Annotated in this window: 17 protein-coding genes and 1 pseudogene; 15 read left to right on the top strand and 3 right to left on the bottom strand. The window is 57.3% G+C overall.

Annotated elements, in window-relative coordinates; genetic code table 11:
- The first annotated feature begins 35 nt into the window (after nt 1–35).
- The 11 genes and pseudogenes from A2G06_10215 to A2G06_10165 all read left to right on the top strand — a co-directional run bounded on the left by A2G06_10215 (nt 36) and on the right by A2G06_10165 (nt 8788).
- Nucleotides 36–1049: an ABC transporter permease gene (locus tag A2G06_10215; GenBank protein ANA40599.1), complete on the top strand. Its 1014-nt coding sequence runs from the start codon at nt 36–38 to the stop codon at nt 1047–1049.
- A gap of 72 nt (nt 1050–1121) precedes the next feature.
- Complete coding sequence (locus A2G06_10210) at nt 1122–1955, top strand: sulfate ABC transporter permease subunit CysT (protein ANA40598.1); 834 nt, start codon at nt 1122–1124, stop codon at nt 1953–1955.
- A gap of 16 nt (nt 1956–1971) precedes the next feature.
- Nucleotides 1972–2802: a sulfate/thiosulfate transporter permease subunit gene (cysW, locus tag A2G06_10205; protein ANA41651.1), complete on the top strand. Its 831-nt coding sequence runs from the start codon at nt 1972–1974 to the stop codon at nt 2800–2802.
- Between the two features lie 34 nt (nt 2803–2836).
- A complete protein-coding gene (locus A2G06_10200) occupies nt 2837–3871 on the top strand; it encodes a sulfate ABC transporter (GenBank protein ID ANA40597.1) in 1035 nt (344 codons plus the stop codon).
- A 37-nt stretch (nt 3872–3908) separates the two neighbouring features.
- Nucleotides 3909–4702, top strand: a pseudogene (locus tag A2G06_10195) (adenylyltransferase).
- Between the two features lie 99 nt (nt 4703–4801).
- Nucleotides 4802–5773 (top strand): sulfite reductase, encoded by a 972-nt coding sequence (locus A2G06_10190; GenBank protein ID ANA40596.1) that lies wholly within the window; start codon nt 4802–4804, stop codon nt 5771–5773.
- Entirely contained in the window at nt 5760–5984 is a 225-nt protein-coding gene (locus A2G06_10185; protein ID ANA40595.1) for a tRNA methyltransferase, read from the top strand. Before A2G06_10190 ends, A2G06_10185 begins: the two co-directional genes overlap by 14 nt.
- 341 nt (nt 5985–6325) lie before the next feature.
- Nucleotides 6326–6601: a prevent-host-death family protein gene (locus A2G06_10180; GenBank protein ANA40594.1), complete on the top strand. Its 276-nt coding sequence runs from the start codon at nt 6326–6328 to the stop codon at nt 6599–6601.
- A gap of 4 nt (nt 6602–6605) precedes the next feature.
- On the top strand, nt 6606–6917 hold the full coding sequence (locus A2G06_10175; GenBank protein ANA40593.1) for an addiction module toxin RelE: 312 nt from the start codon (nt 6606–6608) through the stop codon (nt 6915–6917).
- Nucleotides 6918–6983: 66 nt separating this feature from the next.
- Entirely contained in the window at nt 6984–7946 is a 963-nt protein-coding gene (locus tag A2G06_10170) for a hypothetical protein (GenBank protein ID ANA40592.1), read from the top strand.
- A gap of 26 nt (nt 7947–7972) precedes the next feature.
- Complete coding sequence (locus A2G06_10165; protein ANA40591.1) at nt 7973–8788, top strand: hypothetical protein; 816 nt, start codon at nt 7973–7975, stop codon at nt 8786–8788.
- A gap of 653 nt (nt 8789–9441) precedes the next feature.
- Here the strand turns inward: A2G06_10165 and A2G06_10160 are convergent.
- Entirely contained in the window at nt 9442–9666 is a 225-nt protein-coding gene (locus tag A2G06_10160) for a hypothetical protein (GenBank protein ID ANA40590.1), read from the bottom strand.
- Nucleotides 9667–11896: 2230 nt separating this feature from the next.
- On the opposite strand from A2G06_10160, the gene A2G06_10155 reads away from it, so the two are divergent.
- The 3 genes from A2G06_10155 (at nt 11897) to A2G06_10145 (ending at nt 14918) form a co-directional block, all read left to right on the top strand.
- Nucleotides 11897–12877, top strand: coding sequence for an HNH endonuclease (locus A2G06_10155; protein ANA40589.1), 981 nt, complete (start codon nt 11897–11899; stop codon nt 12875–12877).
- Nucleotides 12878–12904: 27 nt separating this feature from the next.
- On the top strand, nt 12905–13930 hold the full coding sequence (locus A2G06_10150; GenBank protein ANA40588.1) for a hypothetical protein: 1026 nt from the start codon (nt 12905–12907) through the stop codon (nt 13928–13930).
- A gap of 418 nt (nt 13931–14348) precedes the next feature.
- Complete coding sequence (locus A2G06_10145) at nt 14349–14918, top strand: hypothetical protein (GenBank protein ANA41650.1); 570 nt, start codon at nt 14349–14351, stop codon at nt 14916–14918.
- Between the two features lie 942 nt (nt 14919–15860).
- Here A2G06_10145 and A2G06_10140 read toward each other — a convergent pair.
- Complete coding sequence (locus tag A2G06_10140; protein ANA41649.1) at nt 15861–16772, bottom strand: AraC family transcriptional regulator; 912 nt, start codon at nt 16770–16772, stop codon at nt 15861–15863.
- Nucleotides 16773–17033: 261 nt separating this feature from the next.
- Between A2G06_10140 and A2G06_10135 the strand changes: the two genes are divergently transcribed.
- Nucleotides 17034–18185: a hypothetical protein gene (locus tag A2G06_10135; protein ANA40587.1), complete on the top strand. Its 1152-nt coding sequence runs from the start codon at nt 17034–17036 to the stop codon at nt 18183–18185.
- A gap of 639 nt (nt 18186–18824) precedes the next feature.
- Here the strand turns inward: A2G06_10135 and A2G06_10130 are convergent.
- Complete coding sequence (locus A2G06_10130) at nt 18825–19877, bottom strand: aldo/keto reductase (GenBank protein ID ANA40586.1); 1053 nt, start codon at nt 19875–19877, stop codon at nt 18825–18827.
- Between the last annotated feature and the right edge of the window lie 141 nt (nt 19878–20018).

The following is a 20018-nucleotide window of genomic DNA, read 5'->3' as shown; positions in this document are numbered from 1 at the left end:
AAATCGATAGATTAAAAACGCAAAAGGAGCCGACCATGAAACCGATCAAGACCATCGCAGCCGTTGCCGCAGCATTCCTCGCCCTTGCCGCTCCCCTGGGGGCCCGCGCCGAGGTGAGCCTCCTCAACGTCTCCTACGACCCGACCCGGGAGCTGTACCAGGACTTCAACGCCGCCTTTGCCGCCTACTGGAAGGGGAAGGGCGGGGGGCCGGTCACGGTGAAACAGTCCCACGGCGGTTCGGGCAAACAGGCCCGGGCGGTCATCGACGGCCTGGAGGCCGATGTGGTGACCCTGGCACTGGCCTACGACATCGACGAAATCGCGGGAAAGGCGAAGCTGATCCCTGCCAACTGGCAGAAACGGCTGCCCCACAACAGCTCCCCCTACACCTCAACCATCGTGTTCCTGGTCCGCAAGGGGAACCCCAGGAACATCCGCGACTGGAACGACCTGATCCGCTCCGACGTCAAGGTGATCACCCCCAACCCCAAGACCTCAGGCGGGGCCCGCTGGAACTATCTGGCCGCCTGGGGCTACGCCCTGAAGCAGAAGGGGGGGAGCGAGGCAACGGCCCGCGACTTCGTGACCAGGCTCTACAAGAACGTGCCGGTGCTTGATTCCGGCGCGCGCGGCTCCACCACCACCTTTGTCCAGCGCGGCCAGGGCGACGTGCTCCTGGCGTGGGAGAACGAGGCATTCCTGGCCGTGAACGAGCTGGGCAAGGACAAATTCCAGATCGTGGTGCCGTCGGTCAGCATCCTGGCCGAACCGCCGGTGACGGTGGTGGACAAGGTGGTTGACCGGAAGGGGACCCGCACGGTGGCCGAGGAGTACCTGAAGTACCTCTACACCCCGTCGGGGCAGGAGATCGCGGCCAAGAACTACTACCGCCCCATCGACAAGAAGGTTGCGGCCAAATATGCCGCCTTCTTCCCGAAGGTCAGGCTCTTCACCATCGATGATACTTTCGGCGGCTGGCAGGCGGCCCAGAAGAAGCACTTTGCCGACGGCGGGGTCTTCGACCAGATCTACGGGCCGGGGAAATAACGTGATGCAGGGGCTGCGAGCCGGCGTGAAATCCGCAGCCCTGCATTGGGATTATGCAAAGGACCAACCACCATGGCGACAAGACCAATCACGCGAAACACCGTCATCCCCGGCTTCGGCCCGGCCCTGGGCTACACGGTCTTCTACCTCTCCCTGGTCGTGCTCCTGCCGCTCTCGGCCCTGGCGGTGAAAACGGCCAGCCTCACCTGGGGGGAATTCCTCGCCACCGTGGCAGCCCCCCGGGTGGTGGCCTCCTACCGGGTCACCTTCGGCGCGGCCCTGGCCGCCGCCGGGGTCAACGCGGTCTTCGGTCTCTTGGTGGCCTGGGTGCTCGTGCGCTACCGCCTGCCGGGCAAGCGCTTCATCGATGCCCTGGTGGATCTCCCCTTCGCGCTCCCCACGGCCGTGGCCGGCATCACCCTGTCGTCGGTCTACGCGGCCAACGGCTGGCTCGGCCAGTTCCTGGAGCCCCGGGGGATCACGGTCGCCTTCACCCCGGTGGGGATCTTCGTGGCCATGACCTTCATCGGTCTCCCCTTTGTGGTGCGGACGGTGCAGCCGGTTCTGGAAGAGCTGGAAGAGGAGGTCGAGGAGGCCGCCGCCTGCCTCGGCGCCACTCGCTGGCAGACCTTCCGGCGGGTGCTGTTCCCTGAGCTCCTGCCGGCGGTCCTGACCGGCTTTGCCCTGGCCTTTGCCAGAGGGGTCGGCGAGTACGGCTCCATCATCTTCATCGCCGGCAACATGCCGATGGTGTCCGAGATCACCCCGCTCCTGATCATCACCAAGCTGGAGCAGTACGACTATGCCGGCGCCACCGCCATCGCCACGGTGATGCTCTTCTTCTCGTTCCTGATGCTCCTGGCCGTGAACCTGCTCCAGAAGTGGAGCCGGCGCCATGCAGCCTGACCCGGAGGACCCGACCATGCCAGCATCAATCCGCACCCGCACCGAGCCGGCCCCGGTCCGCTGGGCGCTCACCGCCGGCGCGCTCCTGTTCCTCGGCCTCTTTCTGTTCGTGCCCCTGGCCGCGGTCTTTGCCCAGGCCCTGGAAAAGGGGTGGGGCGCCTACCTGGCAGCCATCCGCGAGCCCGACGCCCTGGCAGCGGTGAAGCTGACCTTCATCACCGCGGCCATCAGCGTGCCCCTGAACCTGGTCTTCGGCGTGGTCGCGGCCTGGGCCATCGCCAAGTTCGAGTTCCGGGGCAAGCAGCTCCTGATCACCCTGATCGACCTGCCGTTCTCGGTGTCGCCGGTCATCTCGGGCCTGATCTACATCCTTCTGTTCGGGCTCCAGGGGTGGCTCGGCCCCTGGCTCCAGGATCATGACGCAAAGATCATCTTCGCCGTGCCCGGCATCGTCCTGGCCACGGTCTTCGTCACCTTCCCCTTCGTGGCCCGCGAGCTGATCCCGCTCATGGAGGCCCAGGGCACGGACGAGGAAGAGGCGGCCATCACCCTGGGGGCGAACGGTTTCCAGACCTTTTGGCGGGTGACCCTGCCCAACATCAAGTGGGGGCTCATCTACGGGGTCATCCTGTGCAACGCCCGGGCAATGGGCGAGTTCGGGGCGGTCTCGGTGGTCTCCGGCCATATCCGGGGCGAGACCAACACCATCCCCCTCCACGTGGAGATCCTCTACAACGAGTACAACTACGCCGCCGCCTTTGCCGTGGCCTCGCTCCTGGCCCTGCTGGCCCTGGTCACCCTGGTCCTGAAGAGCGTGGTCGAGTGGCGGATGCGGGCCGATGCCTGACCCGGACGCCGCAGCGAGATAAAGGAACCAAGACATGAGCATCGAGATCGCCAACGTCACCAAGCAGTTCGGCAGCTTCACCGCCTTGGACAACGTGAATCTGGCCGTCCCCTCCGGGGAGCTGACCGCCCTCCTGGGCCCCTCGGGCTCGGGCAAGACCACCCTGTTGCGGATCATCGCCGGCCTGGAGACGCCGGATGCCGGCTCGATCCGCTTCGACGGCGAGGAAACCACCGACCGCCACGTGCGGGAGCGCCAGGTCGGCTTCGTGTTCCAGCACTACGCCCTGTTCCGGCACATGACCGTGGCGGAGAACGTGGCCTTCGGCCTCACCGTGAAGCCGCGCCGGGAGCGGCGGCCGAAACAGGAGATCAGGGAGCGGGTTCACGAGCTCCTGCGCCTAGTGCAGCTTGAGGGGCTTGCCGCCCGCTTCCCGTCCCAACTCTCCGGCGGCCAGCGCCAGCGGGTGGCCCTGGCCCGGGCCCTGGCCGTGGAACCCAAGGTGCTGCTCCTGGATGAGCCCTTCGGCGCCCTGGACGCCAAGGTGCGGGTGGAGTTGCGGCGCTGGCTGCGCCGGCTCCACGACGAGATCCACGTCACCAGCGTCTTCGTCACCCACGACCAGGAAGAGGCCCTGGAAGTGGCCGACCGGATCGTGGTCATGAACAGGGGCCGGATCGAGCAGGTGGGGACCCCGGCGGAGGTCTACGACCAGCCGGCCAATCCCTTTGTCTTCGACTTCCTGGGCAGCGTCAACCTCTTCCACTGCCGGACCGGGCAGGGGCAACAGGCGCGGGCCGCCACCCCCGAAGCGGCGGTGGGGTATGTGCGCTCCCACGACATCGAGGTGGAGCGGAGCCAGACCGCCGACGCCGTGGAGGCCCAGGTGCGCCACATCCAGTCCGTGGGCCCGGCAGTGCGGGTTGAGCTCCTGGTGCGCGGCACCGGCAAGACCGTTGAGGCGGAACTCTCCCGCGACGGCGCCGAGCGCCTCGCCCTCAGCCCCGGCGAAACGGTCTATGCCCGGCCGCGCAGGATTCAGACCTTTGTGGAGGATTATCAGATATGATGTTCTGCCCGGCGTTTCCGCACGGAGTTGCATAACCATGTTCACCGACCAACAGATCGAGCGCTATTCCCGCCACATCATCCTGAAGGAGGTGGGGGGCAAGGGGCAGAAGAAGCTCCTGGACGGTAAGGTGATGGTGATCGGCGCCGGCGGGCTCGGGGCCCCATCGCCCTCTACCTGGCCGCGGCCGGGGTCGGCACCATCGGCATTGCCGACGCCGACGTGGTGGACATCTCCAACCTCCAGCGGCAGGTGATCCACTTCACCCCCGACGTGGGCAAGCCCAAGGTGGAATCGGCCCGGGAGAAGATGGAGGCCATCAACCCCGACGTGAGGGTGCGGACCTACCAGGAGTGGATCTCCGCCGCCAACATCGCCCGGATCATTGCCGACTACGACTTCGTCATCGACGGCACCGACAACTTCGCCGCCAAGTTCCTCGTCAACGACGCCTGCGTCCTGGCCGGCACGCCATACTCCCACGGCGGCATCCTCCAGTTCGACGGCCAGACCCTGACCGTGAAGCCGGGGGAATCCCCCTGCTACCGCTGCATCTTTCCGGCCCCGCCGCCAAAGGACGCCATCCCCACCTGCGCCCGGGCCGGGGTCATTGGCGTGCTCCCCGGCGTGCTCGGCACCATCCAGGCCACCGAGGCGATCAAGTACCTGCTCGGCCAGGGAGACCTCCTCACCGGCCGGCTCCTCACCTACAACGCCCTGCGGATGCGCTTCCGCGAAGTGCCGGTGAAGAAGAGCGCCCGGTGCCCGGTCTGCGGCGACAATCCCACCATCACGGAACTGGTGGACGAGCTCGACATCGAGACTTCCTGAACTTCATCCGTGTGGTGATGGTCGGTAATACGATTGTATCTCTGTGACTTCCTCCGTGTCTCTGTGGCGGATGTTCCGTTGTTGAAAAGGAAAAGATCAATGCCCGAGGAGAAGAAGAATACCGCCATCGACCTCAAGAACCTCAAGGCCGGCGGCTTCATCAAGGAGCGGGGTAAGGATCTCTTCACCGTGCGCCTGCGGGTCCCCGGCGGGCGGCTGCCCGTGGGGCGGCTCAAGAAGATCGCCGAGGTGGCCGAGAAATACGGCCAGGGGATGGTCCATCTCTCGGTGCGCCAGTCGGTGGAGCTGATCAACATCAAATTCAGGGACTTCGACGCCGTGGTGGCCGAGCTGGGGGAGGGGACCCAGAAGGTCGCCTCCTGCGGGGCCCGGGTGCGCGTGCCCACCGCCTGCGGCGGCTGCGAGTACAACCCCAACGGCCTGGTGGACACCCAAAAGTCGGCCCTGGAGGTGGATGAAAAGCTGTTCGGCACCCCCACCGGCCACCACAAGTTCAAGGTCGGCTTTGCCGGCTGCCCCTTTGACTGTCCCAAGTCCGCCACCAATGACGTGGGCTTCCAGGGCGCGGTCTGGCCCGTCCTCTTCGCGGACCACTGCATCGGCTGCGGCCTCTGCGCCAAATCATGCACCGAAGACGCCATTGCCACGGGAGACAACGGCAAGCCCCGCTTCATCCCCGCCAACTGCCTCTACTGCGGCGACTGCCTCAAGGTCTGCCCCACCGAGGCCTGGCGGGCGGGAAAAAAGGGCTACACCGTGCGGATCGGCGGCAAATGGGGCCGCCGTCCCCTGGTGGGCACCCTGTTCGCCGAGTTCCTGCCCGAAGACCAGGTGGTCGACTTCATCGCCGCGGTCCTGGGGTGGTACCAGGAAAAGGCCGAAGGCCAGGGCAGGATCAGGCTCGGCGACGTGATTCGCGCCCAGGGGCCCGAAGCCCTGCTCACCCGCCTGCGGGAGCGCTTCCCCGCCTTCGCGGTCAATGCCACCATTGCCCCCCAGGCCATCGCCACCCAGGTCGGAAAGGAGAAACAGGCCCATGACAACCGTTGATCTGCGCGGGGCAACCTGCCCCACCAATTTCGTCAAAGCAAAGCTGGCGCTGGAAACGGTTGATACCGGCGCAGTGGTCGAATTCCTCCTGGACGACGGCGAGCCGGTCAAGAACGTCCCCCGCAGCCTCAAGGGCGAGGGACACAAACTCCTTGGCCTCAAGGAGGCAGACGGCTACTACGTCCTGACGGTGGAAAAGGGGGAGGAGTAAGGCGCCGAGCTTGTTTCACGGCGTGAGACGGTCGCATGCGCCGGGTGTTTGGAAGGGATCGGACGGAGCGTCTGGTCCCTTTTCGTTTTTGCCTGCTAGGGAGGGGAAGCGGGCGCACTGGCGTTTTGTCAGGATTTCCCTGGGTTGACCTTTGGTTGGGAATGGTTTATGAGCAGGGGGCGTAGAGGCACGGTGGTCACGGTGTGGCGCGGTCAACGCAAGCCGGGTGGGCATATCGTTCCGGATGTTGTTCACGGTGTAGATCCGGAAATCATGTGTTTGTGCCGACGGTAAACAGGTGCTATTATCTGGTCTTATAAACGCACCTGTTGGGAGGCCCTATGACCACGAACACAAAGTTTTCCGAGGACATCGTCCCGCTCTCCGATTTAAAGATCAATCCGGGGCGTATTGTCAGCCAGGTGGACAAAACCCACCGGCCGGTGCTTCTGACGAGCCGGGGCCGGGGTGTCGCCGTCGTGCAATCCGTCAGGGATTTCGAGGCCGATGCCGAAGAGCGGGCATTTCTGAAGGCGGTCGTTCAGGGACTCGTTGACATCGAGCAGGGGCGGACCGTGAGTCTGGCCGACGCCAGGAAGCGTCTCGGGCTGGACTGAATCCATGGCGCCCAGGTCAAGCATTGAATTTGCCGAGTCGGCGGTCGCCGATCTGGCTGACATCATTGCCTGGTATGCCAACCAGCAGGTATCCGAGGTGGGGAAGCGCCTGGTCGGGGAGGTTGTCGCCCAGGTGGAGCGGTTCGCCGACTTCCCCGAAAGCGGGCGGATCGTGCCGGAGTTCGAGCTTGCCAATCTGCGTGAGATTATTCATCCGCCGTTTCGGATTGTTTATCGGGTCGATGCTGCCCGCATCCGGATTGTCCGTGTCTGGCGTAGTGAGCGGTTGATGAAGATGGTGGAAGGGAGTGAATGAGGGTGAGTGGGGGTAGTGATAGTGGAGCTGGATGTTTGCGGGTCTGGGTGAGGGATTTGTGTTGACTTGAATTATGTATGGTGTCCCCAGAATTCTCCCCACTTCACCAGCGAGACCGGGCAGGAGCTGACCTTTGGCAACTTCATCCGCTACCACGATTACGAGCCGGAAGTGCTGCTGGCCAAGGAGTCATGGAGTGAGTGGAAAGCCAAGGCCCAACTGGCACCGATTCCAGTCGATCCCGATCTGGCGCGGCTGAAGAAGGCGCTGATCCGGGCCGCCTTCATCAATGGACCAAGGGAAGTAGCACTGCTGCGGCAGGTGCTGGCAATGCTGGCGGCTCGGCAGGTTACCAAAGCGCTGGAACTGGCCGGTTCATCGGCCATGCTGCTCTATTACCGCATCTGGGGGGACAAGGCGGAGAAAGTGGGGGTAGCGTCGCTGGCCGATGCCTTCCAGCGGCTGTCCGCCAATCCGACGGTCTGTGCCGATCTGGACGAGATTCTGGCCTGGTCGCTGGACAGCACCGAGGTTGCCGGTATTGCCCCGGTGCAGTATTCCTTGCCGCTGGAGCTGCACGCCCAGTACGGCATCAGGGAAGTTCAGGCGGCCTTTGGCCGGGCAACGCTGGAGAGCAGCGGCCAGACCGGCATCGGGGTGATGCACTTTGCCGAACAGAAGACTTATGCCCTGCTGGTGACCTTCCAAAAAACGGAAAAGGAGTTCTCCCCCAGCACCATGTATGCGGATTACCCCATCAGCCGGGAGCTGCTGCATTGGGAGTCACAGGCCAACACCGCCCAGCACCACACCGACGGCCAGAACCTGATTCACCATCGGTCGCGGGGATACACGATACTGGTCTTTGCCCGTGGCCAGAAGAAGCGGAACAATGTGACGGTGCCGTTTACCTACCTGGGGCCGGTGGATATGGTGAGTTACGAGAGCGAGCGGCCGATTAAGATGGTCTGGCGGATCAGGTATGCGATGCCGGTGGAGATGTTTGAGGATAATCGAAGGGGTGGGTAGTTATTAAGAAAAGGGGAAAAACAGCGATGGTAAAGCCTCATCATATCGCAAATTTAAAAAAGCATGTCACTCCTCTCACCACCTCTGACGGATATAAGGTCGATGTGTGGGAATTAACTGTTCCTGCATCTGCCGGTCTCAGCTCGTGGGCTGCACATTTTCGACAACATTATTGTTCTGATACAGAGATAGACACCCTCAGAGCTGGCACCGGCCTTTCACGTGCCGAGTATCTAACAGGGTTAGTGTTTCCGGACAAATCAGTTGCTCCTGGACCAGGGATTCGGGCGGGTGACTTCGCAGAGATACTTGTATCTGACTACGTTGAGTACTTGCTTGGGTACTGGGTCCCACGTGAGAAATATGCCGACAAGGCTAGTCGAGATGAGTCGGTAAAGGGGGTAGACATTCTTGGGTTTCACCTGACTTCTCCACCCGCATTGTCTCCCGCAGACACGTTACTTGCCTTTGAAGTCAAAGCGCAGCTTTCAGGTGACAAATACTCCGGACGCTTGCAGACCGCTATAGATGATTCGTCAAAGGACTACCTTCGGCGAGCAATGACTCTGAACGCTACAAAAAGAAGGCTGCTCAAAGCGGGGCAGCACGATAAGGCTCTGGTTGTTCAACGTTTCCAGAATCTCTCAGACTACCCGTTTGTGTACCGCTCTGGTGCAGCTGCTGTTTTATCAGATTCGGCTTATGACGAGACTTTGATACAGAATTCGACGAAGGCAGTGGGGCACCAGAATGCAGGAAGTCTTGAACTTATCGTCATTAGGGGGAAAGAGCTGATGAAGCTAGTGCATGCCTTGTATGAAAGGGCCGCTGATGAGGCATGAGTTCAACAGCCGTCGATTATTCGGTATAACCCGATCAAAAGGCAAAATGTATGAACTCGGGTTGCCAGAGTCTTTGCACATTGCAGTGCCACCGAAAAGTGAGCCACAAGAGTTATTCCTCCTTACTGTTGGCACGTTGGGTGACGTTGCCGCAGCCTTGAGTGATACTGCAAATGACGGAGTGCCGCTGCCACCAACAGCAATTGACGAAGTGGGTTTTTCCGCAAGCTTCTTTGATGCATTCCTAGAATCCAGATTTTCTGAGAGTATCTCGCGCGACACGGCTCTTCTTGCCTCGTCTGCGTACTATCTTGCTCGCCGGCCTGGAAGCAGTATGGTGCTAGCACGTAGAATTCAAATGGATACGGATTCGTCAGTGGATAGACTACTGCATTGGGTTCTCTCGGCTCGGTGGAACGAATATCCAAATGACATACATCCATTCTACGGGGAAGCAATTCACGACGTGGCGAAACTGCTGGCCAATCATTTTTACGACGGCTCAGGTCTTACAGAACTGACATCGGCTATTGACTCATTGAGACATCGTGCTTATGAGGGTGGATCGGCACGTGATCTGCTTTTCATAGATATCATTGCAGCGATTGCAAAGTTGCGCGTGAAAGCCTCTTCCTGGGTCACATTGCCAGATTTCACTGGGATACCGGCTGAAGAATGGGCCACAGCGATTCGTAGACGTGATTTTCCGAAAGAGCTATGGCCGTCTCAGATTTTGCTTGGGCAGGCCGGACTCTTTTCAGGAAAATCGGGCATTGTTCAAATGCCGACAAGTGCAGGAAAAACTCGATCAGTTGAAATTGTGCTTCGAAGTGGATTCCTGTCTGGTCGAACGAGGCTGGCTGTGGTAGTTGCCCCATTCAGGGCACTCTGTCATGAAATTAGCACCTCTTTGCGACATGCTTTCAAAGATGACGATGTCAAAGTTAATGAGCTTTCTGACGCAATCCAACTCGACTTTCTTGATGAAATTGCTGAATTTATAGGAGAAGAGGCCACTACATCACAGTATATTCTTGCTTTAACACCGGAAAAACTCCTCTACGTACTCCGCCAGACGCCAACTCTCGTTAACGACATCGGTATAGTCATATATGATGAAGGTCATCAATTTGATTCTGGCAGCAGAGGTATTACGTATGAACTTCTGCTGACGGAAATTAAAGGACTTCTCCCAACGGGTGCACAAACTGTCCTTGTTTCTGCGGTAATTCAGAACGCACAGGCTATTGCCCAGTGGCTTATGGGAGATGATGCTCAAGTTGTTGGTGGCCGCGGGTTGCTGCCCACTGCCAGATCAGTGGCATTTGCGAGTTGGATTGAGCGACTTGGGCAGCTCATGTTTTTCGAATCGGATAATTATGATCAGCATGATTATTTTGTGCCTCGAGTCATTGAACAACAAGCTCTCACGGGGGATGGTGTAGTTTTCCCTGAGAAGGACAATTCGAAAGACATTTCTCTGTATCTCGGGTTTCGCTTGGTTTCGCAAGGAGCGGTTGCAATTTTTTGTGGACGAAAAGACACGGCGGCGAACATGGCTGCTCGTGCCGTCGAAGTGTTCGAAAGAGGATTAACAATTCCAGCGCCTGCAACTTCAGCTAACCAAGATGAATTGCGGAGGATGAAGAACCTTCTTGGTCGACATTTTGGAGACGCATCAAGCATAACCCTAGCGGCAGCACTTGGGGTTTTCGTTCATCATGGAACTACGCCGCATGGTGTGAGACTTTCCGTCGAATACGCAATGCAGCAGGGCAAGATTAATTTTGTGGCCTGTACATCGACATTGGCTCAAGGTGTTAACCTGCCAATTAGATACTTGATTGTCCCTGGTATCCATCAAGCAGGAGAAAAGATCAAGGTTCGCGATTTCCAGAACTTGGTAGGCCGAGCAGGGCGTTCAGGGATGCACACGGAAGGCCTTATTATCTTTTCTGACCCTAATGTATTTGACAAACGACGTTCGGAACACTGGCGATTCAGGTCCTCTGTTGACCTCTTGTCCTCAGATCGGTCGGAGAGTACAACTAGTTCGCTGTTGGAAATATTTGCTCCATTTCGTAGCAGTGACGGCAAAGGGCTATTGCGGCTACCCACGGAAGGGTTATGTTCCTTCATTCTATTCGGTGAGGACAGTTGGCTTGCTTGGGCCAATGAAGTTGTGAGATTGAATCCGAAGTTCAAATTTAAAGCTCAATCATTAGTGACTGAACTCCGCAGACGACGTAAACTTATTTATGCGGTTGAGAGTTATCTAATGGCAAATCGTGGGGATGGCACTTACGAGGATTTTAGAGCTTCTGCAGAAAGGCTTGCTTCAGCAACTCTTGCCTATCATTTGGCTTCCGATGATGTTAAGCCCAACATAACAGGCCTTTTTGTTTCAGTCGCTGAATATATCCATCAAAATGAACCGACTGCAGAAAAACAGGCTATGTATTCGAAGACACTTCTCGGTGTGAAAAGTGCTAAGGCTATTGAAAGCTGGGTTCGTGACAATCGCGAAGTTCTCCTTTCGTTGAAGTCCAATGAAGACTGGCTGGCACAAGTATGGCAACTTTTCTCTGATCTGTCAGATGATAAGTTTTTCCATGCGGTGGAGCCTAAATCGCTTCCCATTCAATTGGCCCGTCTTTGGATACAAGGTAATTCCTATAATGCTCTTTTTGAAGTCTCGAGTGCCGCAAGAGGGACTAAGCCATGGGGTAGTAAACAACGCAGGCAACTGACAGATGAAGATTTAATCGGTTTCTGCGAGAGTACGCTCGGTTTCGACTGCTGTCTTATTCTTGCGGCAGTAGCGCAGTTTCTCTTTCGTGATGCCAAAATCTCCGACACAACAGCAGCACCTTTGGCTCTATTTCAAAAGTCTCTTAAATACGGACTTCCAGACTGGCTTTCGATTTCGAGTTATGAGTACGGATTTGCAGATCGTGTGGTAGCTCAACACCTCTGCAGCGACGTATGCGCTGAGGGATTTACCGGTCACTTCTTTGCTCCCGCACTCAGGTCTCATCCTAAACTGATCGAAGCAGTCCTTGAACAGTATCCAAGCTATTTTGAGTCTGTCCTCGCGGGTCGCGTACCATGACCGATCTCACCCCCTCCCTCAAACTCTTCTCCTCACTCTCCCGCGCCCCCGGCGCGGTCTGGACAGAGGCTACCAAGCGCAAGGCCCCGCATAAGCCCATCCTCCTGCTGGCGGTGCTGGACCTTGTGCACCGCGGCGTCATCTCCAACCCGTTCATCGACGTCACCGCCGATCTGGTGGAGCTGAACGAGCTGTTCAACCTATACTGGCGGCGGGTGGTGCCGCTGGGGCAGACCAGCAGTATCGCCTTCCCCTTCTCCCGCCTTTCCCGTGAACCGTTCTGGGAGCTGGTCCCCCAACCGGGAAAGACCATCACCGATGCGGTGATCAACAACACCGCCTCCGTCAGCTACCTGCGTAAATACGCCCTGGGGGCGAAGCTGGAAGACGGGCTGTTCCGGGTCATGCAGAGCGGGGAGGGGCGGGAGGCACTGCGGGAAGCGTTGCTCCTTTCCTGCTTCTCACCCGAGGCTGCGGCGCAGCTGCGGGAGCAGTCGATCATCAACCGGGAGGCGTTCGACTACAGCCGTCTGCTGGAGGAGCAGGCGCACCTGCCGCTGGTGAAGGAGATCGTCGAGGCGGACAACTACCGGCCGGCGGTGCGGGACCAGGCGTTCCGCAAGGTGGTAACCACGGCCTACGACCACCGCTGCGCCCTGTGCGGCATCCGTATCGTCACCCCAGACGGCCACACCGTGGTGGAGGCGGCCCATATCGTGCCGTGGAGCAGAAGCCAGAACGACGACATCCGCAACGGCATGGCCCTTTGCCGGCTCTGCCACTGGGGCTTTGACGAGGGAATGCTCGGCGTCTCCGACAGCTACACCGTCATCACCTCCCGCTCCATCGGCATTGATCCCAACTTCCCCGGCCTGCTCCTGACCCTCTCCGGCCGTGGCATCATCCCCCCGACAGACCCGGATAAATCTCCGGCTCGTGAGTATCTGGCCGAACATCGCCGGGCGTGGCGACTTTGATCATTTCCAATAATCCCGTGAGGTATCATGATTCTCAAAAGTAAAGACAGCCGCCAGGAAGACATTCAGGAACTCAACCGCCTGTTGGGGCTCAATCTCTCTGCAAAGCAACGCTTTCTCGTGGAACGGGAACTGAAGTGCCTTCAGGCAGGTGAACGCAACGAACAGAATTCAGCCTACTATCTGGACTTCAGCTACAAGGATTCCCAGAACTGGGCGGTGATCCATGACCTGCGGATAGAGCATCGGGGAAGGGTGGCACAGATAGATCATCTCTTGATCAACCGCTTTCTGGATGTCTATGTGCTGGAGTCGAAGAACTACTATTATGGGATCAAGATTACCCCTGAAGGGGAGTTTCTGGTTTGGAACGGCAAGGGCTACCAAGCTATAGAGTCTCCTGTCGAGCAGAATGCTCGCCATATCCAGGCACTTCAGATGAGTGTCGATGACCGCAATCTTGCCCCTCGTCGGTTTTGTTTTGCAATTTCGATCAATTACCGCAATTTCGTGCTGCTGGCGCCAACGTCAAAAATTATCAGGCCGGAAAAGGCACCATTTGATCTTTCCTCAATCGTGAAGGCAGATGCTTTCGTTTCATACATCGATCAGATAATGGACAAGAAATCGATCATCGAGGCGCCGAAGCTCATCGGCAGCGATACCCTACGCGATTTTGCAGAGAAGCTGGTGCGTTTGCACCGGCCGGGCTCGTTTGATTACGCGGCGAAGTTTGGCGTTGCGGAAGTTGAAGGGGCCAACGCTGTTTCAGCTCCTCCTGTAGTCGCGATGCCGGAAGCCCCGACCTATGGGCCAGATACCGATGCGCCGGCAAACAAGCCTGCATGCAGGAATTGCCGGAACGAGAACCTGACCATTGTCTATGGCAAATTCGGTTACTACTTCAAATGCGGAGTCTGCGACGGCAATACTCCGATAAAAATTACCTGCGGCAAAGATGGCCACAACGAGCGCATTCGCAAGGAAGGACAGAAGTTTTTCCGAGAGTGCGCGGATTGCGGCAGCAGCAAGCTGTTTTTCGTAAATCCCTAAAGAACGACGTGAAACATGAGGGGCAGTGCCATGACTGATAAAAACAAAAACCAGATCGTTCTTTACCAAAGTTCGGATGGCGGCACTTCCCTCGAAGTACATCTTGACCATGAAACCGTCTGGCTGACCCAGAAGCAGATGGCCGAACTGTTCGGCAAAAACAGCGACACCATTTGACTTCATGGGGGGACTGCATGAACAGAGCCGATAACGCCATTGTCCTTTATCAGACTCCTGACGGGGCTTCTTCGCCTGAAGTTCGCCTTGACCATGACACTGTCTGGCTCACCCAGAAGCAGATGACAGAGTTGTTTGGCAAAAACAGCGACACAATCGGTATCGAAAAATGACGCCAGATCGTTACGACACATCGCGCCTCATTGAGGACCAATATGAGCCCGGCTCCAACGGGACAGTGCTGCGCAACAAAAAGGGTATCACCGATTCTGTGGAAATGGGAGAAGCCGAGACAAATGCTCTGTGGCGGGCCCAGAGGAAACTCATCGGGGAGGTGACGAACGATCAGCCCTTCACAGTTGAGGATATCTGCATGATGCATCGCCTCTGGCTGAAGAGCATCTATCCGTGGGCCGGCCAGTTTCGTGGCGTTAACATCAGCAAGGGAGGATTCGATTTCGCTCAGGCCCGTTTTATCCCTGCGTTGATGGACGAGTTCGAACGCAAACAGTTGCGAGAATATACACCCTGCTGTTTGGGTGGGAGGGATGAGGCCGCCCACGCCCTGGCCGAGGTGCATGTTGAATTGATGCTGATTCATCCCTTCCGCGAAGGAAATGGACGATTAGGCCGTCTGCTGGCAACGTTAATGGCGTTGCAGGCTGGTTTGCCGGTCCTTGATTTCAGTTTGTTGGATGGCGATCGACGGGAAGAATACTTTGCCGCGGTTCAGGCAGGGCTGGATAGAAATTATCTGCCGATGAAGCGGTTGTTTGCGGAGATTATCGAGAGGTCTTTACCAGCTTCGTAGGAACTCCATCGTCTTTTTTCCGGGAGACGAAGCGTCCACTCTTTGCATCGCGTGTTACCACTATCCCCTCGATAGCCGAAGAAGATGCGACATTGCGGGCCAATGCCTTGTTGCGAGTGGCAGCATCTTTCAGGTAGGGATTGGTTTCGAGCAGCGACTTTTTCATGGGGGCAGTATATCGTATCCTTTGGCGGGTCGCCAATGTAAATTTCCCCAATAGCTCACTCGGTAGAGCACGTGGCTGTTAACCGCCGTCGAGGGATTATTAGTCGTATGTGTCTGAATCGCTGGATTCTAAGTCCAGTGCGTCTGTGACAGCCGACAAGCGATCACCAGACCCCCAGTCTGGTGGTCGCTTGTCGGCAACGCGGCTGGGGTCGGACCAAGCTAATAAGCCGAAATTATAAAGTTATTCCGATAATAAAGGCGCATTATCGGCCTTAGAAGCACATTTTTGCCGTGAAAAGTGAGGCCTTAAGAAATGGCACGGGCAAATCGCCATCACATGGGGAAAAATGAAGGGTCACACTCCCAAGCTGCCAAGATGAACGGCAGATACGAACCGCGATGAACATCGACGGCACATACAAAATCACTGAAATGGAAGCATGGGACAAGGACGCCATTGACCTTGTGGAACCGGGGTCTATCCGCATCACGGGAAGGCGGGGGGACGTTGTTGATTGGTTGACTAGCACAGCAGTAGGGTCATCCACGTTGACAAGTTGCAGCAGCGAAGTCTCAACCACGGCCCGCAAACCCCGCTTACATCATCCTCTACCACATTGTCTTCCGTTGACAGTAACGATGGTCAGCCCGTTTTCTGAGTGACGACCACCGTTACCGTTTCTACCTCCTGCTGCGAATACTGCCGGTGAAATGTATCCTAAACGCCTCTGCCGTTGCTGCCGGTTGTTGAATATTTCAATATATTCCCAGATCTCATGAATTCCCTCCACCCAGGTTCCGCATTTTTGCGGCTTCATCCGCTGGAGTATTGCCGAAGAATCGTTTGAATTCCCGGCTGAACTGAGATGCACTCTCGTAGCCGACCCGCCCGGATGCAGCGTTTGCGGTAAGGCCGTCCTGTACCATAAGCATCCGGGCTTTATGCAGTCTGATGCTTTTGAGGTACTGTAGCGGAGATGCCGAAGTCACCTGCTTGAAGTTGTGGTGAAACGTCGACACGCTCATGCCGGCCTCACCGGCAAGGGTTTCAATGTTCAACTCGTGCTGATAAGACGCATGGATAAGTCGTATCGCCCGGGCAATCTGGCTGAAACGGTTGTGTCGTATGGCCACTGCCCTCAACGCGCCCCCCTGCTCCCCGCAAAGCACCCTGTAGGTAATCTCTCTCATGGTCTGCGGCCCGAGAATACGGCTGTCAACGGGTGACCGCAGGCATTCCAGCAGCCTCACCGTGGCATCAATCAGTTCACCGGTCAACGGTGCCGAATAAATACCCCTCGGAACGGTTCCGTTCATTGCTATGTCCGTATCCATTTCCATCAGCAACTCTGCTAATGTTGCCGGATCCACCCGCATGGAAACAGCCAGCAAGGGTTCTTCAGGGCTGGCCTCTGTCTCACATACAAGCGGCAATGGTACCGAAAGCACCAGGTAATTGTACGGATCATAAGTATAGACCTGATCTCCCAGGTAACTTGTCTTGCGCCCTTGCCCCACAATCACGATACAGGGGTCATAGAGCATGGGAATGGGGGGGCTGTATTTATCCGACCGCATGAATTGAACCCCCTCAAGAATTGAGGAAGAAAGCCCTTCTCCCGTTGCCAGGGAATCAAGTAATTCCACCAATCTTCGTTCTCGCAGCGATTCTGATGCCTGCGTCATTTGGCCCCCCTGCGGCATTATTGTGTTTCGTTCGAAAATATAACAGATATACGTAATTTATTGCAATATCATGTGTTGGTCGGCAGAAATAGGCAATACTTCAATAGGAATGTATATTGTCGGCTCAATCGATTCAGCTTAGTATCTGACCATGGTTCGCGCCAAATATGCGCGGCAAAAAGGCAGCATGTGTACCAATCATCGCCCATGTGCAGGTAACCGGCAACACAGCGTTGCACAAAAACACAAAGGAGAAATATCATGTCAACATTCATTGTCCCGCGCGAAACGTACCACGGTCTCGGTTCGTTGGAAAACCTGAAAGCAATTGAAGGTAAAAAAGCTGTTATTGTTACTGGCAGTGGTTCCATGAAGAAATACGGATTCCTTGACAAGACCATCAACTTGTTAAAGGAAGCCGGTATGGAGTCGGCTGTTTTCGAGGGGGTCGAGGCTGATCCATCAGTCGAAACAGTGATGAGAGGCGTGGCGTTTTTTAACCGTGAGAAACCTGATATCATAATAGGCCTGGGAGGGTGCTCGGCCATTGATGCAGCCAAAGCCATGTGGGTTTTCTATGAATATCCAGAGGCAACTTTTGAGGAAATCATCAAGCCTTTTTCGGTAAAACCACTGCGCAACAAGGCGCGTTTCGTGGCGATCCCTTCCACCAGCGGGACAGGCACCGAAGCCACGTGCGCATCAATTATCACCGACACCGGCAAAGGGATTAAATATCCCATTGTCTCGTACGAGATATGTCCTGACATCGCCATTGTCGATGGGGACTTGGCCAAGAGCATGCCGAAGAATGTCACCGCCGACACGGGCATGGATGCGTTGTCCCATGATGTGGAGGCCTTTGTTGCCGCATTGGCAAGCCCTTACAGCGATGCCATGGCCCTCGATTCAATCCGCTCGATCTTTGTCAATCTTCCGCGGGCTTTTGAGGACGGAAACAACCTGGAGGTTCGGCAAGCCATGCACGATGCCTCCTGTATGGGAGGGGTGGCCTTTTCCAATGCATTACTCGGGATTGTTCACTCCATTGCCCACCAGATCGGCGGCATGTTCAGCATCCCGCACGGTCGCGCCAACGCCATCCTGATGCCGAACGTGATACGCTTCAATAGCCGCGACACAGACAAGTATCGACTTCTGGCCCAGGCTCTTGGCAAGGAAACCGCTGAGGATTTTGCCGGAGAGATCGAGCGCCTCAGGCAACGTGTGGGGATTGAGGGGAGCTTCAAGGCCTACGGTATTGACCCGACGGCCTGGAAGGAAAAGCTTGACGCCATGGTGCAGAATGCCATGGATGATCCCTGCACTGGTACCAATCCACGGAAACCGACTTTGGAAGAGATGAAAAAGATATTTGAAGCATGTTTTGACGGCAAGATCTTAAAATTCTAGTCATTTTTTGTAACAAGACTGATGCCCTGTAAATGGGGTAGCTCAATTCCACGTATATTGGAGATAGCCATGGCTGTTGGTTGGTCCCGCGATGGTGCCGTGCAGGAACAGATAGACGCTACGGTGGAGTCTGAAATCGAGTTGGCGAGAAAACGACTGCCGGTCGGCGAAAGTTTGACCCATTGTGAGGAGTGCGATGCTGCCATACCAGAAGCACGCCGCAAGGCACTGCCCGGAGTTCGCTATTGTGTTGCTTGTCAATCGGAAGTCGAAAGAAATCAGAAGTCAGCAGCGCTCTATAATCGAAGAGGGAGCAAAGATAGTCAACTGAAGTAAAACCTATTTGAATAGATAGGCAGTATTCCCCTGAAACACCAGGCAGTTTCTACTTAGTCGAGCAGTAACAAGCTCATTTCACCACCCGATAACGCTCGTAAGTGCGACAACCAAGGGATGCCGTTAACATCAAAGGCCTGCAGCAATCGTTGCAGGCCTTTTTGTTTTTGTTGAACCTTCTGCTTTGCGTTGCACAAGAGCTGCGGATATTTTTGATCCTGCACGATAATACTGCGTTGCCGCAATTGAGCATTTTGTCCGGCGGCCGTCTTGTTTCAGCAGCTTGTCATTATGATTCGTCAGTTACGAAGATTTACCACCTGCGAATCCCCCCTGACTCCCCGCCACATGCCCCCGGTACATCGCATAATTCGCCTTGAGAATGTCGCTGATCGGCAATTCGTACGGACAGCGCGCGATGCAGGCCCCGCATTCGGTGCAAAGGGGCACCGTTTCCATGGCTTTCCTGCAGAAATCCGCCGCAACGGCCGGCGACATGCGCGAGGCAACGATCGGGTAGCCCATGGCCGGGGTGATCATCACCCCCTGGGGGCAGGGCTGGCAGTATTCGCAGCGGCGGCAGAACCGTTTGCCCAGCTCGCGGCGGTACTGTTCCATGATCGCCAGGTCCTGCTCGGTGACGACGTTGTCGCGTTCGTAGAATGAAAGGACCTCGTCCACCTGGGCGCAGGACTCGAATCCCGGGATCGGGAAGATGCCGTCGTGGCTGCGGAGGTAGGTAAAGGCCACGGCGGCATTGTCGATCACGCCGCCCCCGAACGGTTTCATGCAGATGAAGGCCATGCCCGCGTTGCGGGCCGCGCCGAGCAACTCATCCCTGGCCCCTTCCTCGATCAGGTTGAAGGGGAACTGGATCGTGTCGAACAGGCCGGTGCGGACCAGCTTGAGGGCCATCTCCAGGTTATGGGAGGTGACCCCCACGTGCCTGACCTTGCCGGCGGCCTTGGCGGCCATGGCCGCTTCCAGCGCGCCCGACGGGCCCGTGACCTCGGCCCAGTCCTTTCCCTGGGCGATCTGGTGCAGTTGGTAGAGGTCCAGGTAATCGGTGCCCAGCTTCCGGAGGCTGTTCTCCACGTGGCCGGTTACGCCCTCGGCGCTCCGCAGCAGGCTCTTGGTGGCGATGACCACCTTGTGGCGGATGCCGGCAAAGGCGATCCCCATCTTCTCTTCGCTGTCGCGATAGGCGTTGGCCGTGTCGAAGAAGGTGATCCCCCGGTCGAAGGCGTGCCGGAGGACCCGGACCGCTTCGTCCTGGGGCAGGCGGATAATGGGGATGCAGCCGAAACCGCATTCCGAAACGGTCAGGTCGGTGGAGCCGAGCGGCAGGTATTTCATCTGGTCACCTCAAACTGATGTGCCGGGTTCGTGCACAACGTAGCGGGGAGGGCGGAATGCGCGGCGCACGCGAACGAGGTAGCGAGGCCTACGTGTTGGCACGTTGAGCTGTTGGGCAGGCGGCAACAGAGCAGGCCGGCC

Source organism: Geobacter anodireducens (assembly GCA_001628815.1).
Taxonomy (GTDB): domain Bacteria; phylum Desulfobacterota; class Desulfuromonadia; order Geobacterales; family Geobacteraceae; genus Geobacter; species Geobacter anodireducens.
Note: the sequence above shows the minus strand (reverse complement) of the source record. Positions and strands in the feature narration are given on the sequence as shown.

Excerpts from the sequence above, each read along its gene's own strand:
- A2G06_10215 (ANA40599.1), top strand. The coding sequence starts at position 36 with ATGAAACCGATCAAGACCATCGCAGCCGTTGCCGCAGCATTCCTCGCC.
- A2G06_10155 (ANA40589.1), top strand. The coding sequence starts at position 11,897 with ATGACCGATCTCACCCCCTCCCTCAAACTCTTCTCCTCACTCTCCCGC.
- A2G06_10180 (ANA40594.1), top strand. The coding sequence starts at position 6,326 with ATGACCACGAACACAAAGTTTTCCGAGGACATCGTCCCGCTCTCCGAT.
- A2G06_10210 (ANA40598.1), top strand. The coding sequence starts at position 1,122 with ATGGCGACAAGACCAATCACGCGAAACACCGTCATCCCCGGCTTCGGC.
- A2G06_10130 (ANA40586.1), bottom strand. The coding sequence starts at position 19,877 with ATGAAATACCTGCCGCTCGGCTCCACCGACCTGACCGTTTCGGAATGC.
- A2G06_10135 (ANA40587.1), top strand. The coding sequence starts at position 17,034 with ATGTCAACATTCATTGTCCCGCGCGAAACGTACCACGGTCTCGGTTCG.
- A2G06_10150 (ANA40588.1), top strand. The coding sequence starts at position 12,905 with ATGATTCTCAAAAGTAAAGACAGCCGCCAGGAAGACATTCAGGAACTC.
- cysW (ANA41651.1), top strand. The coding sequence starts at position 1,972 with ATGCCAGCATCAATCCGCACCCGCACCGAGCCGGCCCCGGTCCGCTGG.
- A2G06_10185 (ANA40595.1), top strand. The coding sequence starts at position 5,760 with ATGACAACCGTTGATCTGCGCGGGGCAACCTGCCCCACCAATTTCGTC.
- A2G06_10140 (ANA41649.1), bottom strand. The coding sequence starts at position 16,772 with ATGACGCAGGCATCAGAATCGCTGCGAGAACGAAGATTGGTGGAATTA.
- A2G06_10165 (ANA40591.1), top strand. The coding sequence starts at position 7,973 with ATGGTAAAGCCTCATCATATCGCAAATTTAAAAAAGCATGTCACTCCT.
- A2G06_10160 (ANA40590.1), bottom strand. The coding sequence starts at position 9,666 with ATGGGGCAACTACCACAGCCAGCCTCGTTCGACCAGACAGGAATCCAC.
- A2G06_10190 (ANA40596.1), top strand. The coding sequence starts at position 4,802 with ATGCCCGAGGAGAAGAAGAATACCGCCATCGACCTCAAGAACCTCAAG.
- A2G06_10175 (ANA40593.1), top strand. The coding sequence starts at position 6,606 with ATGGCGCCCAGGTCAAGCATTGAATTTGCCGAGTCGGCGGTCGCCGAT.
- A2G06_10200 (ANA40597.1), top strand. The coding sequence starts at position 2,837 with ATGAGCATCGAGATCGCCAACGTCACCAAGCAGTTCGGCAGCTTCACC.